This window comes from Botrimarina mediterranea, assembly GCF_007753265.1.
Classification (GTDB): Bacteria; Planctomycetota; Planctomycetia; order Pirellulales; family Lacipirellulaceae; genus Botrimarina; species Botrimarina mediterranea.
Map to the genome: position 1 here is coordinate 1,330,445 of NZ_CP036349.1, position 19,078 is coordinate 1,349,522.

A 19,078-nucleotide genomic window follows, 5' to 3' on the forward strand; every position below is an offset into this window, starting at 1 on the left:
TTCTTCCCGCGCTGGCGGGTCCCCCGGCAAATCCCTGCTGAAGCCGCACAGGCGGTTCGTTCGTGATTGTCTATCGGAACGGCGCCGACGGACGAACCAGTCGATTCGGCATAGGCGGCAAAGTTTCTCCAGACGCCCCGGGCCGCCTTTCCGGACCCCCTTCTGGGGCATCTAAAGTCTTTCTGCGTCAAGAGTTTGACGCTCCCGAAGCCGGTGATTAGCCTGAGGGTCACTGTCAAGAGAGGCGGTCTGCGCTGATTTTGGGTTTTCCGCGTGACAGCATGCCGGCCGCCTCGACCCTTAGAGATTGAGACAATCCGCGCGCTTGACGCCACCACAGGCGTCCGCCGGCGCGTCTCGGAAGAGTCACTCCTACCGGAATAATCGACACCACGGCAGGCGAAGCGACTTCATTGAGTAGTCGCTACGCGCCTCTGCGATCGCTCGCAGGTTTCGCCCCCATTGAATTAGCAGGAAAGCTCGAAGTGCGCAAGAACCGCCCCACTCGCCGGTCTGGCAGCAACGCATTCTCCCGCCTTTTCGCCAGCCGCTCGAGCGCCGTGCGGAAGGCCCCGCGTCGCCGCGACCTGGAAAGGCTCGAAGGCCGCGAGATGATGACGGCGACGCCGGGGACGAATGAGTACTTCGCTAACCAGTGGTACTTGTTCGCCAATGGTCAGCTGACTGAGTTCGATCCGACATCGCCGACGTTCCAGCAGACGGTTGCGGTCGCCGGTGAGGATATCAATGTCTTGAAGGCCTGGGCCCAAGGCGTCACCGGCGCCGGCGTTCAGATCGCGGTCATCGATGGCGGCTTCGACCTGAGTCACGAGGACCTCGCAGCGGCCTACGTGCTTTCGGGTCTGACCACCAATCTCGACCTGCTGGACGGCGACGGGTCACCCGCGTTCAACGATATTTCGGACTTCCTCGGCACTGCTTTGGCAGGCATCATCGCCGCGCAGGACAACGAGACCGGTATCGTCGGCATTGCGCACGGCGCCGACCTGTTCCCGATCCGTCTGGTGGCCGGATTGGGCGCCGAGGACCAGGCGACGATTGACGCGATCAACGCCGCCTTCCGCTTCCAGTCTGGGTTCATCCAGGATGGCAACGGCGACGGCATCCCCGACTCGCTCCTCGGTGGCGCCCTGGTCGGCGTCGATTTGAACGGAGACGGGAACATCGACGGCTTTACGCAAGACCCGTCGCTCGTTACCGACGTGTTTCTGCACACCGGTCGTTGGAACATTAATCCTAACTCGCCGCGGGTCGCTCTTGACCTGCCGACCGAACTTTCGGAGTTGACCGGGACGGAGATCTCGATCCTCGAAGCGATCATCGATACGGCTCGGAATGGACGAGCGACCTGGATCGACACCAACGGTGACGGCCAGATGACGCCGGACGAGATCCAGGCGCTGGGTAGCATCCACGTCGTTCCGGCTGGCAACGATGGCGGACGTATCAACGCGACCCCCCCCTTCGAGGTCCAGGGCGATGTCGCCAGCAGCCAGTACGACCGGCTCGCCAATAGCATCTACACGATCGCTGTTGGCGCGGTTGACTACAACGGCCAGTACGAGAACCCTCAAACCGGCGTTATCAGCTGGTACAGCGAGGGTGGCTCGAACGTGCTGCTGGTGGCGCCGTCGGGCAATTTCCGCCAGGACATCTCGACCAACCCGAATCTCAATTCGGGCATCGTCACGACCGACATCACCGGCGAGGGGGGCGCGAACGTCGGCCCGCTGTTTAACTTCGAGTACGACGGCGACTACTTCAGCAACACCAACTACACGTCGGGCGCTAGCGGCACCGAGGCGGCTGCGGCTCAGGTGGCGGCGGTTGTGGGGCTGATGCTCGAGGCGAACCCGAACCTCTCTTACCGAGACGTTCAGCAGATCTTGATGATGTCGGCCCGGCAGAACGATCAGTTCAACGAGAGCTGGATCGTCAATCAGATGCAGGGTTTCTTAGGCGACTTCGAGGTCGAGCTTCCCCAGTACGCGCAATATGCCCTCGACACCGACGGTGACGGCGAAGAGGACATCGAAGCCGCCATTCTCCCCAACAGCGAGTACAACCCACTGACTCAGGACTACGTCCTCGAACGGGGGTTCTTCCTGCCAGGCAATGAGAACGCATCGATCGATCTTGGCGTGCCGTTTGTATACGCCCCCCTCCCGGCTATCGACGAAATCACCGGCGAGCCGGCCGTTTTCTTCGGCCCGAACGGCGAGCCGCTGCTCGATGAATTCGGTTACACTATCCCGCGCTTCGCGGACAACGATGGCGATCTGCTCGGGCTCGCGATCGTCAACCCGACGACCGGAGAAGCGTACGAAGTCGTTCTCAACGTTGACCCGGCCGATCCCGAAGGTCCGACCTCAAATCTATACCCGGTCGATGAGAACGGCGACCCAATCGACATCACAGACCCTCAGCAGCTTCTCGGACTGAGGGTTCTGGTACCTATTGAACCGGATGGCTCCGCTGAAGGCGTTACAGAGCAAACCTTTGTCGAACTGAACGCCTTCGAAGCGATTCCTGGTGATCCTGACAATGTCCGGTTTGCGATCCGGATCGACCCCGCTACGGGATTGCCGACCGACGCGCCCCCGACCGAACCGCCTGACACGAGGCCCATCCTGGCGCTGGAAGACGTCGCGGTCCGTCCCATTGTTATCAAGACCGAGCGCTTTGTGCTCCCACCAGAGCCGCCGGAGCCGGAAGAGGGTGAAGAAGAAGATCCGCAGCTTCCCGCGTACGAACAGGTGGTGATCGGCCTGCTCTACGACCCGAACGGCAACTTGTTCCGGCCCCAGGCCCAGGCTCTGGACGATGAGAATCGGCTCGCCGTAGATGAAGAATTCGGCTTCCGGATTCTTCAATTCGCCCCGGCCTTCAATCCGCTCAACGGGCTGAATCTGGCGCCGTCGGAGGTGCAGATCGTCGGCTCGAACACGCAGGCGCCCAATCCGATCGTACTTTTCCAGCCGGGCCTTATCGGCGACGGCGCCCGCGCCGGCCTCGGCGGTCTGGTGAATCCGATCGTCAGCCCAGGATTGATTACCCAGCTGCAGTTCGAGAATGGGGCTGGTTACACGGTCAGTCAGGGTTACGGCTACAACCTAGAAGACCTCTCGTACGGACACGGCGTCCTCGATGCCGGTCTCGCCGTCGAGATGGCGAAGGCTTGGGACACCTACGACCTCTATGCGGACGAATCGGTCACCATCACGACCGGTATCCTCCGGGGCACAGGGACCCTTCGCGTCCAACCCGCCGTCAACATCACTCTGCCCAACGGCGCCGTCATCCAGACGGTAACCGGCGGCATCGCTCCGACTGCGAATATTAACGCCGGGTATTATCAAGAGTTCTTCCGGACGATCGGAACCGAGGAGATCACCGACGCTGATGACAACGTCGTCGGTGAAGTCATCACCGAGGCGCCCTTCTTCAATCTCGACGACCCGATCAACAGCAACCGCGGCGTCACAGAGATTCCCTTCAACTTTGATCCGTCGCTTTTCGAGGATTACGTATCGGTCGAGTGGCTTGAACTCACGACCAACATCGCGGTGGGCGACGTCGATCACCTTCGAATGGCGCTCCGCGCCCCTGACGGCACGGTGACCGAGCTCAACGCGTTCCGTCCCCCCGCCGGTCCGGCGCTCGCTCCGCAAGACCCGCAGGGTCAGCAGGGCCGCTTCACGCCTGCGGAAGAAGCGCTCAAGGGATTCGAGGGAGGGACCGACCTTAACGCCGCCGGCGACTTCATCAACGACTCGGTTCCCAACCAGATCGCCGGCGTCGATAGCCCGGACGCGATCGGCAACGGCGTCGGCTGGACTTGGACCACCAACCGTCACTGGGGTGAGCTCTTCAGCTCGCAGGCCCAGTCCATCGAGGCCCCGCCGAACGGTGGCGTGTCACCTACCGACGGTTGGACGCTCATCCTCGAGAATCACGGCTTCGGCGAGGTCACGCTCGGCGGAAACCTCGAGATCGTCGTCCACGGCACCAAGGCCACCGGAAACCGCATCCAGGGTAAGGTCGGCGTCGACGACAACAAGCAAGGGATTCAAGGGACCAACAACGACGAGAACTTCAACTTCAACCGCTACATCGAGTTCGGCGTCTTCGAAGTTGAGTACATCGACGGCGCGGGCAATCTCCAGACTCGTACCCAGACCTTCATCCTCGACGACCCGAACGATTCGGTTACCTACACGAATCCGAACGCACCGGAAGACGGTCGCTTCAGCCTCGACGGGATCTATAAGACTGTCGCGCCTGACACGGGTGAAGAGCTGTACTACCCCGTCATCAACAAGAATACATACCTCGGTAGCCGCACGACCGACGACACCGTGCTAAACGAGTTGTTCGAGCCGCTGCAGAACTTCTTCCGATTGACGGAAGGAGACCCGGACCTCTTCGTCCTAGGGGCGATCAACGAGTCGTCCGTCGATTACTTCACGGGCGACTCCGCAGCGATCCGTAACGCCACCGCTCTAGGCTTCTACGGCGAGGTTCCCAACACCGACCTGGCTAACCCGCTGGTCTACCGCAACTTCGACTACGGCCAGGAGAACTTCGCCGCGGGCGTGCTGGTCCAGGCGACCCAGTACGTCACTACGTTCGATCTCGACGGCAACGTTGTCAGCTCGCGGGAGGCGACTGGCGAGGTGCAAAACTTCTACACCGGCGCCGACGGTAACTACTACTTCGACGTCGATGCTACGCCGGCCCCGCCGGTGAAGCCTCTCGAGGCGGACTTTGACACCCCCGAGGAGTTCCAGTTCGCCCTCAATGTCTGGCAAGCGGTCTACGACACTTGGTTCGTCACGTACGGCGGCATCACGTACGACTACGACATTTCGATTGGCGGTGAAGACACCGAACGGATCATCACCAACGGCGGCGAGGGCTACTTCAACACGCCCGACGCGTCTTCCCACGGAAGCACCGTTGCCTTTGGCTCGAGCAACACCTACACGGTGCAGATGTTCTCTTCGGAGAACCGGAATTTCGGCGAGACCTCCAAGGTCACCAACGTCAACTTCCTGCTCGAGATCGACCCGGCATTGACCAACGTGCCTGTCTCGGGAACGGTCTTCCGTGACCGCAATGGCGACGGCACGCAGCAGCCCGGCATCGACGAGTCCGCCGCCGGCGTCACGGTCTTCTACGACGCCAACGAGAACGGGACCTTCGACCCCGAAGAGCTCTCCGCCGTCACCGACGCGACCGGCAATTATTCGTTCGTCATTTCGGGTCTGCTTTCGCCCGAATCGGTGTCGATAGGCATCGTCGACTCGACCATCCCCGCCGGCCTCGTGGCCCAGGATCCGGTCAGCGGGTTCCAGTCGCTTAACGTCGCGCCAGGGCAAGCGGTCGATGTCGACTTTACGCTCCGCTTGGGAATCGGCGAGCCCGCCATCGCGGTCGGCTCGGTCTTCGAAGACGCCAACCAGAACGGCGTCCGCGACGCCGGCGAGGGCGCCTTCACCGACTCAGTACAGGTCGATGGCCAAGACGTCTTCATCTCGGCCTACGTCGACCTGAACGGCAACGGCGCCTACGACCCGAGCGAGCCCTCCGCGACCGTGCGTCCCGACGGCACGTTCCTAATCGAGACCAGCGCCACCGGCGACTACATGATTCGCCTCGCGCTGCCGTCGTCGCAGCTAATCCAGACGGCGCCGGCAAGTGGCGCCGGCATCGCCGTCACGTTGGTCGCCGGTCAGCAATCGACCCTGTCGAGTCAGTTCGGCGTCTACGACGGCCGGATCTTTGACTTCGGCGACCTCTACGTTGACGGCAACAGTAACTACCCAACGCTGCTCTCCGACAACGGCGCCCGCCACGTCGTGATCCCGGGCGTCCGCCTCGGCATGGCCAACGACGTCGATAGCGACGGCTTCCAGAGCGCGGTCCGCAACCCGGCCATCGACGGCCTGGGCGACGACTTCAACGGTGTCGATGATGAAGACGGCGTCCGGCTGGTCACCGCTACGGTCCTGCCGAACAGCACGATCCAGTTCGACATCATGGCGTTCGGCGCCGGCGGCGTCCTCAACGCATGGTTCGACTTCAACAACGACGGCGATTGGGACGACGCGGGCGAGAAGATCTTCAACAACGTTGAAGATATGCAGGTGCTCGACCCGCTGAACCCGCAGTTCCGCCGGTTCACGGTGCAAACGCCGGCGGACGTCGATACCTCGGCGACCTTCTATGCGGCTCGATTCCGCTGGGGTTCGGCCGGATTGGGTTACTCCGGCGTCGCCAACTCGGGCGAGGTTGAGGACTACCTGTTCGCAGCCACCGCCCCGATTGTGATCTCGGGCGCTGTCCGGAATGACCTCGACGGCGATGGCGTCTTCGAGTCGAGCGACGCGGCGGTTCCCGGCGTGCGGGTCTTCTTCGACCGTGACCTCGACGGCGTCCTCGACGCCGACGAGCCTCGGGCGATCACCAACGCCAGCGGCGGCTACCGGCTGGAGATTAACAGCACCTCCTCGGTCAACGTCACGCTCCGTCTAGACACCTCGACCGTTCCGACCGGGCTTGGCCCGCTGGTGCCGATTGGAGGCATCTTCAACCAAACGATCGCACCGAGCACCCCGGTGACGTCGAACTTCCTCGTCGGCGCGCCGCAGGGCCTGTCGGGCATGGTCTTCGACGACCTCGACAACGATGGCGTCCGCGACGGCAACGAGGGCGGCTTGGCCAACGTCGTCGTGGAAGTGCTCCGCGACGCCGACAACAACGGCTCGTTCGAGACGATCGTCCAGACCACGACCACCGACGCGCAGGGCGCCTACACGGTGCCGCTGACTTCCGTCGGGCAGTATCAGGTTCGTATCAACCTGGGCTCGCAACAGTTCGTTTCGCAGACTTCGCCGGCAGGCGGCGTCGGTCGGAACGTCACCGTGATTAGCGGCGAGTTCGCGACCGTCGGTAACTTCGGCGTGCACGACGCGGTTCCGACCTTTACGTTCGATTACGGCGACCTGATCGTCGAGGGCGAACTGAACTACCCGACGCGACTCTCCGACAACGGCGCCCGTCACACGATCGTCGCTGGCTCTCGCCTCGGCGCGATCGGTCCGGACGCTGACCCGGGCTCACTCGAGTCGTTCAACGCCCAGGCGGACGACACCCTCTTCTCGCCGGACGACGAAGACGGCGTGGTGATGGCGAGCGACATCGTCGCCGGCTCCGACGTGCTCATCGACGTCACCGCTACGGGCAGCGCCAACGACCGCCTGCACGCCTGGATCGACTTCAACAACGACGGCGACTGGGACGACATCGGCGAGCGGATCACGCCCGTCCTGGGCCAGGCACTGACGTCGGGATCGACGACTCGCTTGGTGGTCTCCACCACCATGGTGGACGGCGTTCCCACCGAGATCGAGATCGACCCGACCGCGACCAGCTACGCGGCCCGCTTCCGCTGGGGCCAGGGAATCACCGGCTACACCGGCTTGGCGAGCACCGGTGAGGTGGAGGATTACCGCCTGTCGCGGGTCCTTGGTGATACCATCGGCTTCCAGGATGGCGACTACAACGGTGACGGGGTCGTGTCGCTCGCCGACCGGGACACATGGCGTTCGACCTACGGCTCGACGTCCAACCTCGGCGCCGACGGGAATGGCGACGGCGTCGTCAACGCGGCCGATTACTCAGTCTGGCGTGACGCCTTCGATGGCGTGGGTCAGGCGTCGCCCGCCCTGATCGTGGCGCCCCCGGCCGATCCCGATGAGTACGTCTACCTCGGCAACTCCCAGAGCGGCGCGCCGGCCCTAGTGACGATGCCCATCGTCGAAGACGTCCTCGCGCCGGCAATGTTCGACGCCGACGCCTTCGCCCCGATGTTCCTCGCCAGCCCGCAGGTCACGTCGATCCTCGACGAGTCTCTGGCGGTCGAGGAGGAGGCGGCCGATGATGGCGACGCCATCGACGCCGCCCTGCTGCAATGGGCACTCGGGTCGGCCGCCGACGACGAGGCGACTCCGACCGAGTACTCGTTCGAAGAGGCCGAGCAGGAAGAGGCCGAGGAGTTCGAGGAAGCTTTCGCCACGGCGTTCGCCTTCTGAGCAACGTCTCGATCGTTAGAATTTGATAACGAACCCGACGGCCCCTCCGCACCACGCGGCAGGGGCCGTCGGCTTTTGACGCAGGCCTGTTGCCTAGAGGCCGGCCGCAGGTGGGCCCGCCTGCCCCCGTCACAAACGGCGCCACCCACAAACCCAGCGTCTCCGGCAGAGTGCTGCGGACCGCGCCGCGCGATGGCCGATCACCTGCTAGAGAGGCGGTGAAGTCGCCGCTGCCATTGGCCCGCCGAGAAGGCCGTACCCCGACTGAGGGTTGTCGCCGAAGGAACGCCCGCAATGGAGCTCAACCGCAACCAGTTTTTCTTCATCGCCATCTTCCTCATGCTCTTGGGCATGCAGCTGAGGATGGTCAGCTCGTACGTCCTCAGCGGCGAGACCACCCGGTTCCTCGCGCAGCGGGCAATGGCCTCGGCCGACCCCGTCGGCGCCATGGCGGGCGAGACGCCCCAGCTGCCGGCGAACCTCCCCGCGAAGGTCCTGTCCCCACCGGACTGGCTCGGCTGGTGCCTGCTGTCGGTCGGCGCCGTGCTGTTCTTCCACAGCATGACGATGTCGAAGCCCGGGGGCGGGTGACGCCGCCCGGCGGCGTCGGCGCCCGGCGGAGGTTGACACTCGGCGGCCGGGCGGTAGCATCGGCCAGACGCCCAGCGTTCATAGCGACGATTCCCCCTGGCCCGCGGGCCGAACCGAGCACCCCCCGAATGAGCACGCCCCAACGGATCGCCCTCGCCCAGTCCGGCGACGTCACCGTCGTGACCTTCAACGACTCGAAGATTATCGACGACCTGTCGATCCAGGAACTTGGCCAAGAGCTGGCCAATCTGGTGGAGAAGGAAGACCGCCAGAAGATCGTCCTGAACTTCGGCGCCGTCGAGTTCCTCTCCAGCGCAGCCCTGGGCAAGCTGATCAGCTTCGAGAAGAAGGTGCGGGCCAAGAAGGTGAAGCTGATCCTCACCAACATCCGTCCGGAGATCTACGAGGTCTTCGCGATCACCAAGCTGACGAAGCTGTTCACGATCAAGGACGACGAGGCCGACGCCCTGGCGGTGCTCTGATCCCTACTCCAGAGGTCGCGGCGATCTCCGGAACGATCGCCGCCCTCCCACACCAGCGTGAGGCGGCTCTGTGACCGCACAGTGGGACTGGACCGGCGAGATGACGATCCCGAGCAAGCTCGGCGCGCACCTGCCGTTTCTCGAAGAGGTGCTCGCCCAAGCCGAGGCCCTCGGGTGGACGGGCCGCGACTCGTTCGGCGTGCAGATGACGCTCGAAGAGACGCTCACCAACGCCATCCGCCACGGCAACCACAACGACGAGTCGAAGCAGGTCCACGCCGCCTGCAAGCTTAGTGGCGACCGCTTCTGGCTCAGCGTCGAAGACGAGGGCGAGGGCTTCTGCCCCGACGACGTCGCCGATTGCACGGCCGACGAGAACCTCGAGTGCTTCGGCGGCCGCGGCATGGCGTTGATCGACGCCTACATGGAGAAGGTCGAGTTCAACGATCGCGGCAACCGTATCACCGTCGCCACCCGCCGCGGCTACCGCCCGCCGATCGACGACGAATGAGCCGTCGGCGCTAGCCGCGGGTGACGCTAAGGAAAACTCACCAACTTAGCGTTCGACCTCGCTATCCCATCGTGACAACCGCGACCGTCGCGTCCGTCATCGCATGGTTGTAGCGAGTTGTGCGTTGCATTGGTCACCGCCGCACACGCCGATCGGAGGCCGCAGGGCGTCGCATCAGCGCTTGCTCATCGTTTGTAGCTCCTGCCACCCCTTAGCGCCGTCAGTAAAGTCAATGACTTGCGTGAAGCCGGCGTCTTCGAGCTTCTTGGCAGCCTTCTCCGAGGAGTCGCACGACGAGCTTGCGCAGTAGACAACGACCTGCTGCGATTTGCCGCTGGCCTCCTCTTCGACACGTTGGGCGAAGTCACTCTGGTCCTGGGGGATGTTCACCGCCCCTTCGATCTTGGTCGAGTCGAAATGCTTGCTGGGAAGTGTATTCACCAGCAAGAAGTCCTGGTTGGTCTGCTTCATTTCGGCGAGTTTCAGTGCTGAGATCGACTGCATCTTCTTCTCCTACCGTTAGAGTCCGGTCTTAGTCCATTTGGTCAGCGAGGAACGCCAACGCGGATATCGCTAGCAATTGTGCAAACGACATTCCGTAGCCGTCGGCGGAACGACGCAACGCCATCAAGAGAAGCGGCGCCGTCGGACAATCCGACGGCGCCGCATGATTCGTCAAGGTAAGGTTCACCTTCAACGCTTCATATTCTTCTTGCAGTCCTTCAACGCCTCGGCGAAGCGATCGACATCGCCGTTCCAGCACGTCTTGACGGTCGCGTTGTCCTGTTCGATCTCCACGTTCTCAAGCATCTTGCTCATCGGCTCGGAGTCGATGAACATCACTTTCATCGCGGCCGCGTAACCTTCGACGACCTTCTCCATTTTCTCGGCGACCTTCTCGTTGCGGGCGACGAGCTTCAATTCATCGAACAGCTCGCCATCCTTCTCGCCGAGGGCGTAGCAGGCCCGCTTGTGCTGCCGGAGCAGCGGGAACATGGCCCCTTCGTGCGAGATCGAATCGAGTTCAACCGCTGCGGCGTACACGACAGCGTTGTCGGGGATGTCGGCGGTCAGTTCCGACTCTTTACCTTCGAGCGATTCGGCATGGCCTTCGAGCGTTTCGACGGCGTCTTTGAGGCTCCGCACCGATTTGGAATAGACGATCGTCTCATCGTCGACCAGCACCCAAGCGACACGGTCGGACTTATCCGCCCACTTGCTGTCGGATTTGTGATTGCTGGACGAAGCGTCCTTCTTCTCGTCGTTCGAATCCGCCTTATGGTGCTTCGACTTCATCTTGGACGCCTGACACGTGTAGATCTTGTGGCCGCGCCACTCGGTCGTTTTGACGTCTTCCTGGGATTCGATCCGCGAATGAACTTTGTCCTCGCTGTAGTTGGACTTCAGGACGACGACGCAGTCGTCTTTGCCGTAACTGCTGCCGTAGGCCGTGGCGCTCTCGAAGTCCTCCCGCGTATCAATGCCGTAGTTTTCCTGCATCCATTCGCGGGCCTTCTCGGTCTTCTTGGGCCAAATGTCGCGGACCTCGCGCACGGCCTTCGTGTCATTCAGGGCGGCGAAATCGACGTGAGCGACCCACTTCGCGTCGGCCGATACGACTTTCGGATTAAGAGGGCCGGCCCCGACAGCGGCTGGCAGGATCAAACCGGCTGCCATAGTTAGTGCAATTCGTGTCAGCATTCTAAACTCCATTTCGGGGTTCGTTAACAATCGGCGAAGGACTCGCTCGATCAAGAGGGGGAGAGAACATCCGCCACGGCTTGTGCCGCTACTCTCCCGCAAGACGAGACTCGCCTCGTGCAAAGCCCGCGCCCGCGCAGGCGTTTCGTCAAGCAATTGGTTGTCCATCTTTGCCCCCTCGTGCGCGTTTCTTCCTGCACAAGTAGGGGATGCGCGACCTTGTGAAAGTGAGATGAATAAATTCACGAGACAAGGTTGCGACGCGAGGTGGCGACACGTTGCCCAGCTGGGGCGCCAACCAACCAGAACGGCCGCCGAGTGCCCGCTGCCGATTCACTAGCACCAACTGGCGCTTTCGACTAACCCGAGAGAGGAGGGTTCGAGGCGCACGAAGAAGCACCCAGTCCCTTGCGTCTGAGCCGTGGATGATAGCCGTCGAAGTTGTCGCGGAGGGGATGTTGCTACGCTATTGGTCCTGCGGCTCCGAGGGCTACCGCCCGCGGCTCAGACGTTTGCTAGCGGGACGCTTTCCTTTGACGCCACCCGCGGCTAGCGCCCACGGCTCATCAAGCGTTGCCGTTGGGCGACAGGTGCTCGTTGATCATCCGCAGCATCTTCTCTGTCTCGATCGGCTTGCTCAGATAGGCGTTGCAGCCGCTGCTCAGGCAGCGGTCCATGTCACCTTGCATGGCGTCGGCAGTGAGGGCGATGATCGGCTTCTTGTAGCCCATCGAGCGAAGTTCGGCCGCGGCTTGGTAGCCATCCATCGTCGGCATCTGCATGTCGAGCAGCACCAGGTCGGGCTGCGTTTGCGTCGCCAGTTGGCTCTCGACCAGCTGGACGGCCTCGTAGCCGTTCTCGGCGTACTCGACCTCGGCGCCGGCGCCGGAGAGGATGCGACCCGCCAGGAAGCGGATGTCGCGGCGGTCGTCGACGACGAGCAACCGGCAAGCCTTCTTCAGACGCACCGACGGCTGGTCGCCGTTATCGGTCGGTCCCGGGATAGCCGACCGCATCGGCGAAGGGCCGGCGTCGAGCTTGAGCGTGAAGGTGCTGCCAGCGCCCGCCTCGCTGACGACAGAGATCTCGCCGCCGAGCATCAAGGCCAAGCGATGGCTGATGGCGAGGCCAAGGCCCGTGCCCCCGAAGCGCCGCGTGACCGACGCGTCGGCCTGGTGGAACGGCTGGAAGAGTTGGGCGACCTGTTCCTCGGTCATGCCGATGCCGGTGTCGATCACGTCGAAGACGACTTGGTTGCCGCGGTGGCTCACGACCAATCGAACGGCGCCGTCCTTCGTGAACTTCAGAGCATTGCCGACGAGATTCACCAGCACCTGCCGGAGCCGCTTGGGGTCGCTGCGGAGCGTTTCCGGCACGGGGCCCTCGAACTCGACGCCGAAGCGGACGCCGCTCTCCGCGGCGCGGACCTGCATCAGGGAGTGAATCTCGTGCACGAAGGTGGCGAGCTCAAAACGCTCGGGGGTGATTTCGAGCTTGCCCGCTTCGATCTTCGAGAGGTCGAGGATGTCGTTGATGATCTCCAGCAGGAACGCGCCGTTCTGGCGGATGATCGAGAGGAACTGGAGCTTCTCGGGGTCCTGTTCTTTCTCTTCGAGCAGCTCGGCGTAGCCCAGGATCGACGTCATCGGCGTGCGGATCTCGTGGCTCATGTTGGCCACGAACTCGCTCTTGGCGGCGCCGGCTGCGGCGGCGCGCTCTAGCGCCGCGCTGAGTTTCTGCTCGGTGAGCTTCTGTTGGTGGATATCGGTGCCCGTCCCGAACCAGCGAGCGATCACGCCGGTCTCGTCATAGATCGGTAACGCACGGGCCAAGTGCCAGCGGTACCGATTCGTGCGGACGTCGCGCACACGGACCTCGCATTGAAACGTGACGCCGCCGTCGATCGATCGCCGCCATTTTGCTTGGGCGTCATCGGCGTCATCGGGATGGATGGCTTCGGTCCACTGGAGGCGCCGGGCCTCTTCCAAGCTAACGCCGAGGTAAGCGCTAGCCCGGTGATTTAGATATTCCAACCTCCCGCGGCGGTCGGCGGCGAACACCATTTGCGGCATCGAGTCGGCGAGCTGCCGAAACTCCCGCCCCCGCTTGTCGAGCGTCTCGACAAGGTCGCGCACCGTGTACTGCCGGAGGCGGTCGCTGAGCCGCGAGCGGATGACGCTGAGGAACAATGCGATCTGCAGCGGGCGTCTCACCAGCGTGACGTTGGCCGACTGATGCCACCCATCCAGCGCGCGCAGATTGATCTCGCTCGGGAGCGTGAGGATGATCACTGGCAAATCGGACCACGCCGCCTGCTCCCGCAGCATCCGTTCAACGAGCCCGTCGGCGTCGTCGAGCAACCGTTCTTCGGCGATGACGACGGCTCCGGCGCCGAGATGGACCTCTTCACACAACTCATCGAGGTTGTGGCAGATGTGCGATTCGAAGCCGTTCTCGTCAAACAGACGGACGGTGATCTCGGCGTCCTTCGCCGTGGGGAGAAGGAGCAGGACGCGTTGGGACCCGATGGCGGGCTTCAGGTTAGACATTGCTGCCCCGAGTGGCGCTGCCTCGGTCGATGAGTTCGTTTATGTCTCCTTTGTACGTTGGCGTGCCGGCCAGAACGCCATGGAAGGCGCGGAGCGGTTCACCGACGCGTATCTTGCCATCCCCCATATGGAGTTCACGTATCGAACGCTCGTGCGTGCCGTCGCGCTTCTTGACGACCGAGATCGCTTGGCGGATTTCACCCGCCGCCTCGAAGTAGCGGAAGAGGATCACCGTGTCGGCGAGATAACTGGCGTCAACCGGCGTCTTCATCGAGGCGCCGAGCATGCCGTGTTGCGCGACAATGAGGAACGTCGAGATGCCGCAACTGCCCAAGTAGTGGAGCAACTCGTGCATCTGAATCTGCAAGAAGCGCTCCTCGGGCATCGCGCTGAGGTACCCGTTCAGGCTGTCGATGACGACCACCGACACCCGCGCGCCGTCTTCGCGGGGCTGGACGGCTTGGCGGACCAGGTAGGCGAATCGACCGGGCGAGACGTCGCCGGGATTCACCGAGTGGATCTCGAGCAGCCCGGACTTCTCGAACTCTTCCAAGTCCATGCCGAGTCCCGCGGACCGCATCCGCAGCGTCTCCTTACTCTCGTCGAAGACGAAGATGACGGCCCGCTCGCCGCGCTTGCAAGCGGTAACGGCGAAGAGCGTCGAACACGAGGATTTACCGACGCCTGCCGGGCCGAGCATCAGGGTGCTTGTCCCCGGCGCGACGCCCTCGCCCAGCAGGGCGTCGAGCGACTCGTTCCCACTGAGTACGCGCGACTTCTTCGCCCACGAAAGCTCATGGTAAGCGGCCTCGATGCGCGGATAGATCTGGACGCCGCCCCGCTCGATGTCGAAGTCGTGCCAGCCGCTGACGAAATGCCTGCCGCGGAACTTGACGATCCGCAGCCGCCGCCGTTCGTCGCCGAACTCCGACGGGTTGCGGTCGAGGCTCACGACGCCGTGGGCGAGGCTTTGCAGCTGCAGGTCGTTGTCGCTCGAGGTCTTGTCGTCGAGGAAGATGGCCGTGCAGTCGCGGCCGACAAAGAACTGCTTCAGCGCCAGAATCTGTCGCCGGTAGCGCAACGGGTTTTGGGCCAGCAGCCGCAACTCGGAGAGGGAATCGATCACCACGCGCCGTGGGTTCTGCGCTTCGACACGCTCGAGCATGCGCCGCGTCGTCTCGCCGAGTTCCACTTCCGAGGGTTGGAAGATGGTGTACTGCGATTCCGCGTCGAGAGAGTTCGTGGTGTCGACCAGTTCGTAGATATCGATCTCGCTGAGGTCCCAGCCGTGCGACTCCGCGATGCCGTAGAGCTCGTCCTTCGTCTCGGAGAGCGAAACGTAGAGGCCTTTCTCCCCGAGCCGGACGCCCTCCAATAGAAACTGCAAGCCGAGGGTTGTCTTACCGGCGCCCGGGTGGCCATCGAGCAAGTAGATACGGTTGGCGGTGAGCCCCCCGCCGAGAATCGCGTCGAGCGTCTCGTTTCCAGAGCTGATGTCAACGGTGGGCTTTACCATCGCGCGGCGCCTTACATTGAAGGAAGCGGCAGATGCCGCCCTCGGGCCGAGGGTTGCTGATTCTACTCCTAGAATGCTTAGCTAGAGACGTGCCGAAGGCGTAATAAAGGACGACGGCAGAAGAAGTTGGTTCTTAAAAAACTCGCTTGGTCGTTGCGCAACCAGCCGGTGGCAGTGGCCGTGACAGCAGCCCGCCACGGCCCGACCGTCACGGGAGTGACGCGTTGGCGAGCCGACGACGCAAGTCGTCGGAGCGAAGCGGACGCACGCCAAGCGAGTGTGCACCTCCCGCACTCCGGGCGCTGACGCGTTCCCGCTCCCGGTCACTTGGAGTGGTGGGTCGTTCGAGGCGCTGGCCGCGGCTAGCGCCGACGGCTCAGGAGGGGGGCTCACTCGACGATATGCTCTAGCACCGCGAAGCACCCCGGGTTCCAGCCGTAGCAGAGGACGTAGAGCTTGCCGTCCACTACCACTCCAGCGGCGTTGTGGATGTGCTGGAACTCCTCGATGCCCAGATCTACCTTTGGCTTGAGCGTCGAGACCACCTTGCCGTCGCGGAGGATCGCGACGAATCCCGGCTCGGCGCCAGGCTGACTGGGGGCGCCGCTCTTGAGGCAGCCAGCGACCATCAGACGCTCGCCGTTCCAATCGACGAAGTCGATGTCGCAGACGTCGCCGCCGGCCGTGTCGAAGCCCTCGACGAAATCGCCCGTGAGCGTCATCCGCTGAATCCACTGGCGTTCGCGGTCGGCGATCAGCAGCGTGGCGTCGTTGGGGTCGAACGTGACGCCGTGGTTCGTCGAGTACTTGCCCTCTTGTCGGCCATTGCCCTCGACGGGGCCGCCGTAGTAGCGGTCGAAGAACTTCTCTCCCTCGAGGTCCGCGGTGAGGACGTACTTGCCGGGCGAGTAGCCGTCGCAGATGTAGAGGACGTTATCGGTCGCCAGGTCGGCGTCGGTGGGACGGTAGGCGTTGTCGGCGTTCTTGTAGTAGTCGTTCACCGCGGGACGGCCGATGGTCGCGACCGTCTTGCCCTCAAGCGTCACGGCATAGACGCGGCCGCGAGCCGGGTCGGGGAGGATCAGCAGGTCGCCGTCCTTCTTGACGTAGGTTGTGTTGTGAAGTGCGCCGCCCTTCATGTCGTCCGAGTCGGAGACGAGAGTCTTCGTCTTCAGGTCGGCTGAAAGGCGGACGAGGCCGGTCCCTTCGAGGCCGAAATAGATGTCCCCGTCAGGCGTCTTGGCGAAACCGCCGTGGGCTTTCTTGATCCCCTTGGCGATCTCCTCCGGGAGTTCGCTGAGGTCGGACCGGTAGCGGAACCGCAGATCGCCGGAGCCGGTGACGGCGTTCTCATCGGGCGTCTCGGAAGCCCCCTCCGTAGAGGGGTTTTTCTCGGCGGCGACCAAGTGATCGCGGTGGTCGTGGCCGGGGTGGGCGTAGAGGGCCATTGGGGCTGCTAGGAGGGCCGCTAGAGCGATGTTTGGGCGTGACATGAGTTTGGGTCGGACAAGGGAAGGACGCCGCCAGAGGGCCTCTGAGGGCCTCCTGCGGGGCCTCGAGGGCGGTGGTTGTGAGCCTTGCTCGGCAGCACTATAACTACCGGCTCAGCTTGTGGTTTGTAGGGCAGGCCTCGCCTGCCAGAGTTCAAGTCCAACGTGACTCAGGCAGGCGAGGCCTGCCCTACCGGTTTAACAAGGCTTGTTGGAAGCCTTGAGCCGGTTGCTGCCCAGCCCCTCAGCAGGGGCGCGGGGCGGGCGACCGGTCCCACTAGAAGACGTATTGCCAGGAGAGACAAGACCGTGGCCATTAAAGTCGCCATCAACGGTTTCGGACGCATCGGCCGTTTGACCTTCCGCGGCCTTGCCGCCCGTCCGGACGAGTTCGAGGTCGTCGCCATCAATGACCTGACCGACAACGGCATGCTGGCGACGCTGCTGAAGTACGACAGCACGCACCGCCGCTTCCCCGGCACCGTGTCGCACGACGACGAGCACCTCATCGTCAACGGCAAGAAGATCAAGGCGCTGGCGATCCGCAACCCGGCCGAAGCCCCCTGGGGCGAGCTGGGCGTGGACGTGGTCGTCGAGTCGACCGGCGTCTTCTCCGGCCGCGCCGCTAATGGCAAGCCGGGCTACGACAGCCACCTCGAAGCCGGCGCCAAGCGTGTCGTCCTCTCAGCCCCCGCGAAGGACGGCGCCGACCTGACGTGCGTCCTGGGCGTCAACGACGACAAGCTTACCGCCGACCTCAAGTGCATCTCCAACGCGAGCTGCACGACCAACTGCCTGGCGCCGGTCGCCAAGGTGTTGCACGAGACCTTCGGCATCAAGGACGGCTTGATGACGACGATCCACGCCTACACCAACGACCAGAACGTTCAGGACCTGCCGCACGCTGACCCCTATCGGGCCCGCGCCGCAGCGATGAACATCATCCCCACCAGCACCGGCGCCGCGAAGGCCGTCGGCTTGGTGATCCCCGAGCTGCAAGGCAAGCTCACCGGGTACGCCCTGCGGGTCCCGGTGGTCACCGGCTCGGTAGTCGATCTGACGGTCAATCTCGCCAAGAAGGCGAGCCCCGCCGAGGTGAACGCCGCCATCAAGGCAGCGGCCGAGGGGCCGCTCAAGGGCATCCTCGCCTACACCGAGGACCCGATTGTCTCGACCGACATCATCGGCGACCCCCACAGCTCGATCTTCGTCGGCCCGTGGACCACGTCGATCGGCGACAGCCTGATCAAGGTCGTCAGCTGGTACGACAACGAGTGGGGATACAGCTGCCGCACCGTCGACCTGATCTCGAAGATCGGCAAGCTGTAAGCGAACGCTCTTTAAGAATCTGACGCCGGGGCCGTGACGCAAACGCGTCGCGGCCCCGGTTTTTTTGCGACGGTCGTTCGTTTTCGTCTAACGCCGTGCGCGTTGCGAGATTACAACGGTAGAGAGCCACACGGCTCAAACAGCGTCATTCGGGGCGCCCTCTTCTCTAACTTCGAGACCTGCGATGCGTATGGCCGTCGGTGCGCTTTTAGGTTTGATCGCCGGAACAGCCGTCGTAGCGGCGATCGGGCTCGCCTTCAACAACTTCGCCTATCTTGGAGCCTTGGTAGCCGGCGTCTTGGCGGGCGTGCTGATGCGGGCCGTCACAGGGCAGGGCGGGCCCATCTACGCCAAGGGCGCGCTCGCCGCGATGGCGACCGCCGCCGCGGCGATCCTTGGGCCGTTCCTCCAGACCCAGTGGTTCCGGGCCCAAGTCGATGCGAAGGCGGCAATCCCGACTGCCGTTGCTAGCCGCGACGCCGACGCCGACGCCCCCGCGGGTGACCCGGCAGCCGAGGGGTCCGATGTCGCTATCGACGACCGGTCCCGGATGTCGGACGGCATCGCGCTAGGCGCGCCGTTCCGTGCGACGGAACGCGAGCCCTACGTCCCCGCCGATGTGGCTTGTCTCGTGATCGGGTGCTTGGCGGCGTACCAGATCGGCAAAGGGGTCCAACCGGCGACCATCGAAGAAGAAGCCTCCGTCGAAGAGCCTCGCCAGGAGCCTTCACCGTTGCCCCCCGTCGATTGACGCCTCGTGGGCCGTGCACGGCGCCGCGAATGCCGGGGTGT

General features: G+C 63.5%; 12 protein-coding genes. 6 read left to right on the forward strand and 6 right to left on the reverse strand.

What is annotated here, in order from left to right:
- Positions 1-560: 560 nt before the first annotated feature.
- The 4 genes from Spa11_RS05320 to Spa11_RS05335 all read left to right on the forward strand — a co-directional run bounded on the left by Spa11_RS05320 (position 561) and on the right by Spa11_RS05335 (position 9,701).
- A complete protein-coding gene (locus tag Spa11_RS05320) occupies positions 561-8,117 on the forward strand; it encodes a GEVED domain-containing protein (RefSeq protein WP_145108982.1) in 7,557 nt (2,518 codons plus the stop codon).
- Between the two features lie 294 nt (positions 8,118-8,411).
- Complete coding sequence (locus Spa11_RS05325; protein WP_145108985.1) at positions 8,412-8,708, forward strand: hypothetical protein; 297 nt, start codon at positions 8,412-8,414, stop codon at positions 8,706-8,708.
- A gap of 128 nt (positions 8,709-8,836) precedes the next feature.
- Positions 8,837-9,190, forward strand: a complete 354-nt coding sequence (locus Spa11_RS05330; RefSeq protein ID WP_145108988.1) for an STAS domain-containing protein — start codon at positions 8,837-8,839, stop codon at positions 9,188-9,190.
- Between the two features lie 70 nt (positions 9,191-9,260).
- A complete protein-coding gene (locus tag Spa11_RS05335; RefSeq protein ID WP_145108991.1) occupies positions 9,261-9,701 on the forward strand; it encodes an ATP-binding protein in 441 nt (146 codons plus the stop codon).
- A gap of 174 nt (positions 9,702-9,875) precedes the next feature.
- On the opposite strand, the gene Spa11_RS05340 is transcribed toward Spa11_RS05335, so the two are convergent.
- The 6 genes from Spa11_RS05340 to Spa11_RS05360 form a co-directional block, all read right to left on the reverse strand.
- Positions 9,876-10,205, reverse strand: coding sequence for a rhodanese-like domain-containing protein (locus Spa11_RS05340; protein WP_145108994.1), 330 nt, complete (start codon positions 10,203-10,205; stop codon positions 9,876-9,878).
- Positions 10,206-10,233: 28 nt separating this feature from the next.
- On the reverse strand, positions 10,234-10,392 hold the full coding sequence (locus Spa11_RS22775) for a hypothetical protein (protein WP_197529761.1): 159 nt from the start codon (positions 10,390-10,392) through the stop codon (positions 10,234-10,236).
- Between the two features lie 2 nt (positions 10,393-10,394).
- Complete coding sequence (locus tag Spa11_RS05345; RefSeq protein WP_145108997.1) at positions 10,395-11,378, reverse strand: hypothetical protein; 984 nt, start codon at positions 11,376-11,378, stop codon at positions 10,395-10,397.
- Between the two features lie 590 nt (positions 11,379-11,968).
- Entirely contained in the window at positions 11,969-13,951 is a 1,983-nt protein-coding gene (locus Spa11_RS05350) for a hybrid sensor histidine kinase/response regulator (RefSeq protein WP_145109000.1), read from the reverse strand.
- Positions 13,944-15,467 carry an ATPase domain-containing protein gene (locus tag Spa11_RS05355; RefSeq protein WP_145109003.1) on the reverse strand — a complete coding sequence of 508 codons (1,524 nt, stop codon included), beginning with the start codon at positions 15,465-15,467 and terminating at the stop codon, positions 13,944-13,946. The genes Spa11_RS05350 and Spa11_RS05355 overlap by 8 nt, the downstream gene beginning before the upstream one ends.
- Before the next feature lie 389 nt (positions 15,468-15,856).
- Positions 15,857-16,960: an NHL repeat-containing protein gene (locus tag Spa11_RS05360; protein ID WP_145109006.1), complete on the reverse strand. Its 1,104-nt coding sequence runs from the start codon at positions 16,958-16,960 to the stop codon at positions 15,857-15,859.
- Positions 16,961-17,266: 306 nt separating this feature from the next.
- On the opposite strand from Spa11_RS05360, the gene gap reads away from it, so the two are divergent.
- Together gap and Spa11_RS05370 are read left to right on the forward strand one after the other, a co-directional pair.
- Positions 17,267-18,286 (forward strand): type I glyceraldehyde-3-phosphate dehydrogenase, encoded by a 1,020-nt coding sequence (gap, locus tag Spa11_RS05365; protein ID WP_145109009.1) that lies wholly within the window; start codon positions 17,267-17,269, stop codon positions 18,284-18,286.
- Positions 18,287-18,470: 184 nt separating this feature from the next.
- Positions 18,471-19,037, forward strand: coding sequence for a hypothetical protein (locus Spa11_RS05370; protein ID WP_145109012.1), 567 nt, complete (start codon positions 18,471-18,473; stop codon positions 19,035-19,037).
- Positions 19,038-19,078: the final 41 nt, after the last annotated feature.